General features: G+C 72.9%; 3 protein-coding genes and 1 pseudogene. 3 read left to right on the forward strand and 1 reads right to left on the reverse strand.

All coding sequences use genetic code 11. The annotated features are described in order from the left end of the window. Window positions 1-1,134: endo-1,4-beta-xylanase (locus tag ACFE8Y_RS11310; RefSeq protein WP_375464483.1), on the forward strand; the 1,134-nt coding region annotated here is incomplete at its 5' end. 443 nt (window positions 1,135-1,577) lie between these two features. On the opposite strand, the pseudogene ACFE8Y_RS11315 reads toward ACFE8Y_RS11310, so the two are convergent. Then, window positions 1,578-2,060: pseudogene (locus ACFE8Y_RS11315) on the reverse strand (VIT family protein); the annotation flags it as partial. A 314-nt stretch (window positions 2,061-2,374) separates the two neighbouring features. On the opposite strand from ACFE8Y_RS11315, the gene ACFE8Y_RS11320 reads away from it, so the two are divergent. Further along, on the forward strand, window positions 2,375-3,160 hold the full coding sequence (locus tag ACFE8Y_RS11320) for a lysophospholipid acyltransferase family protein (RefSeq protein WP_375464484.1): 786 nt from the start codon (window positions 2,375-2,377) through the stop codon (window positions 3,158-3,160). 25 nt (window positions 3,161-3,185) lie between these two features. Beyond that, window positions 3,186-4,219 (forward strand): 3-deoxy-D-manno-octulosonic acid transferase (locus tag ACFE8Y_RS11325; RefSeq protein WP_375464485.1); only part of this gene is annotated, 1,034 nt, incomplete at its 3' end.

The following is a 4,219-nucleotide window of genomic DNA, read 5'->3' on the forward strand; positions in this document are numbered from 1 at the left end:
AGCCTCGCCCAGGGCAGCCTCGCCGCGCCCGCCGCCCTGTTCGGGCCGGTGGGCCGTCCGTCGTGGTCGGCCGACGGCCTCCAGGCGGCGGCCGCCCGCACCGGCCTGACCTTCGGCACGGAGGTGCCGGGCTTCCGCTTCGCGCGCGATCCCGCCTATCGCCAAGCGGTGGCGCGGGAGGCGGGCCTGCTCGTCTGCGGCACCGAGATGAAGATGGAGGTGGTGCTGGCCGCCCCCGGCCGGACCGATTTTTCGCAGGGCGACGCGCTCGTGCGCTTCGCGCGCGGCAACGGCCAGCGGATGCGCGGGCACACGCTGGTCTGGCACGAGGCGCTGCCGCCCTGGGTCGGGCCGCTGCTGGCGCGCAGCAGCCCCGCCCAGGCCGAGGATTTTTTGCGGCGCTGGATCGAGACGGTGGCGGGCCGCTACCGCGGCCAGATCGCGTCCTGGGACGTGGTCAACGAGGTGCTGGCGCAGGGCGACGCGGCGGACGTGCGGCCCGACGGCCTGCGTGAGAGCCCGTGGCTCGCGAGCCTCGGCCCCGGCTACATCGATCTCGCCTTCCGCATCCTGCAGGAGACCGACCCGCACGCGGCCCCGTGCTGGAACGAGGACGCGGTGGAGCAGGGCGTGCCCTGGATGGAAGCGCGCCGCACCCGGGTGCTCCGGCGGCTCGAAGGCATGCTCGCCCGCGGCGTGCCGATCCGCCGCTTCGGCCTGCAATCGCACCTCACCAGCACGCTGCCCGTCGACCAGGGGCAGTTGCGGCGCTTCCTCGCCGAGCTCGGCACGCTCGGCCTCGGCATCGAGATCACCGAGTTCGACGTGGACGACCGGGCGTTTCCCGCCGACATCGCGACCCGCGACCGGCGGGTGGCCGACTTCGCCCGGGCCTACCTCGACGTGGTCGTGGCCGAGCCCGCGGTGCTCAACATCGTCTCCTGGGACCTCTACGACCCCGACACGTGGCTGAACGATCACCCGTTCCGCAAGCGCCCCGACGGGCTGCCGCAGCGGGCGCTGCCGCTCGATGCGCAGTTCCGGCGCAAGCCCCTGTGGCACGCGATGCGGCGGGTGTTTGCCGAGGCGCCGGACCATGCGGCGGCGCGGGCGCGGCTGAGGGCGAGCCCCTGATGCAGCGCTGGAGACGCAACGTTGCCGCGTCTGCGTGGCCCCGCAGGCCGATGCGGACATCGACGGCGACGCGTGGGTGAACATGGCAGCGGATGACGTGCACGCTGTGGCGCGTCGGAGAAGGCGATGGCGCCTTCAGTATGGAGGAGACGGGACGCCGAAGCTTTACACGACCGTCCTTATTTTCTTGTAGCGTCCACCGGCGCCGAGCTGTTGGTTTCGCCCCATCGGCTGTCCTTAGTGACTGTCCGCTTCCATCCAACAAGCGACAAAGCTGCCGGAAGGGCGACGGCCAAGCCTAGCTAAAAAGCACATGCTGAACGAGCGACCGGTTTCAGGCAGGCGCCGTCGAACGCGGGATGACCAACCAGGGTCGGACGCGGCCCGTGGGCCTCGCGCTTAACTTCAGACTGAGACACTATCCACGCTCCCCCGCGCGCTCCTCAGGCGCTGCCGATCAGCACGCCGACCGCCAGCACCAGGGCGCCGCCGAGCACGATCTGGAGGAAGGCGCGCCCGAACGGCGTCGCCATGTACCGGGTGCGGATCGCCGCGATGGCGATCAATTCGATCACCACCACCAGCACCGCGAGCCCGGTGGCCAGCGCGAAGGCGTCGGACCACCGATCGGGGATCGCGTAGGGCAGCGTGTGGCCGAGGCCCCCCAGCGTCGTCATCGCACCGCAGACGAGGCCGCGCACCCAGGGCGTGCCGCGCCCGGTCACGCGGCCGTCGTCCGAGAGCGCCTCGGTGAAGCCCATGCTGATGCCGGCGCCGATCGAGGCCGCGAGCCCGACGAGGAATGTCGCGCCGTTGCTGTGGGTGGCGAAGGCGGCGGCGAAGATCGGCGCCAGCGTCGAGACCGAGCCGTCGATCAGCCCGGCGAGCCCCGGCTGGACGTAAGCTAGCACGAAGGCGCGATGCTGTTCCCCGGCAACGCCGGCGACGAGCGCGCCGCCTCCAGTACCTGCTGCCATGTGATCGTCCCTCAATTTCGATTCATTCCAATGTATGGATTGGAATGAATCCAAACAAGAGAATTTCGACCGGTTCGGCGTCCTTCCGGAGGCGTAAACGGCCTCGGAAGGGCTGCCTGCCTTCGAACCGCCTCGGTTGCGCCGACGCGCCGGGCGGGTCTAGACAGCCCCCGTGCCGCGGTCTTCGCGCCGGCCGATGTCGCGTGAGACCGGGAACGACCGGGCGTCCCGCTCGCAGGGATTGCCGGTTTGGGAAGCGAGACATGAGCCTCGTCAAACGCCTCAGCCGCCATCCGGCCGTGCAGAGCGCCCTCGGGCGCCTCGCCGCCGCCTACCTGCGGCTCGTGCGCCGGACCAACCGCTTCACGGTCGAGCCGGCGGGCAGCGACCCGTGGCTCGACGGGTTGAGCCCGTTCATCGCCGGGATGTGGCACGGCCAGCACATCATGGTCTCGTTCGCGGGACGGCCCGTCGATCGGGTCGCGACGATCATCTCGAAGAACCCCGACGGCAACGTCAACACCATCGCGCTGACCCGCATGGGCGTGCGCGTGATCCGCGCGTCGGGCGCCCGCGGCCGGGCGGTGCGCGACATGCGGGCCAAGGGCGGCGCCGAGGGCCTGCGCGCGATGCTGCGGGCCCTGAAGAACGGCGAGATCGTCGCCTTCAGCGCCGACGTGCCCAAGATCTCGCGCCGGGCCGACGCCGGCATCCTCACGCTCAGTCGGTTCTCCGGCCGGCCGATCGTGCCGGTGGCGGTGGTGACGAGCCGGCACATCCGCTTCGGAAGCTGGGACCGCGCCTGCCTCGGGTTGCCGTTCGGGCGGGGCGCGGTGGTGTTCGGCGCGGCAATCCACGTGCCGCGCGAGCCCGACCCGGAGACCTTCGAGGCCCTGCGCTGCCAAGTCGAGGCCGAGATGAACCGGGTCCACGACCGGGCCTACACCCTCGTCGGGCGCCCCGATCGGGTCGGTGACAACTGGCTCGGGCCGGCGCGGCCGAAGCCGTCCGAGCCGGGGCGCGAGGCGGGAGCGAACACCCCGGCATGAGGACGCTGGCATGAGGGACGCTGGCATGCGGGCGCCGCCGCTCACCCTGGCGCTGCGGGCCTATCGCGGCGGGCTCTGGCTCGGCGAGCCGGCGGTGGCCGGGCTGCTGGCGTGGCGGGCGCGCCGCGGCAAGGAGGACCGGGCCCGCCTGTCCGAGCGCCGCGGCCTGCCCGGCCGGGCCCGGCCGCCGGGCTCGCTCGCCTGGATGCACGGGGCCTCCGTCGGCGAGGCGCTGTCGCTCATGGGCCTCGCCGACGGCATGATCGCCCGCGGCGTCTCGGTGCTGCTGACCACCGGCACCCGCAGCGCCGCCGAGGTGATCGGTGCGCGCCTGCCGGCGGGTGCCGTGCACCAGTACGTGCCCCTCGACGCGCCGCGCTGGGTCGCGCGCTTCCTCGACCACTGGCAACCGGACCTCGCGCTGGTGGCCGAATCCGAGATCTGGCCGAACACGATCGTCGCGCTCCACGCCCGCGCAATCCCGCTGCTGCTCGTCAACGGGCGGATGTCGCAGCGCTCGTTCGCCCGTTGGGCCCGCGCCCCGGGGACGGCCAAAGCGCTGCTCGCCCGCATCCCGGTCTGCCTCGCGCAGACGCGGGACGACGCCGAGCGCTTCGCGCGGCTGGGCGCCCCGCGGGTGAGCGTTGCCGGGAACCTCAAGTACGATTCCGCCGTGCCGCCGGCCGACGGCCGGCAGATCGCCCACCTCGGCGACCTGATCGGCGACCGCCCGGTCTGGGTCGCGGCGAGCACCCACCCGGGCGAGGACGAGGCCGCGGCCCGGGCCCATGCGGCGCTCAAGGACCGGTTCCCGCGGCTCCTGACCATCGTCGCCCCGCGCCATCCCCGCCGCGGCGGCGAGGTGGCGGAGCAGGCCGCCGCGCAGGGCTTGCGCAGCGCCCGCCGGGCCGCGGGCGGGCACCCGCACGCAGGCATAGACCTCTACATCGCCGACACGCTCGGCGAGCTCGGCCTGTTCTACCGCCTGAGCCCGCTCGTCTTCCTCGGCGGCTCGCTCGTGCCGCACGGCGGCCAGAACCCGATCGAGCCGGTGCGCCT

This window comes from uncultured Methylobacterium sp., from assembly GCF_964242245.1.
Taxonomy (GTDB): Bacteria; Pseudomonadota; Alphaproteobacteria; order Rhizobiales; family Beijerinckiaceae; genus Methylobacterium.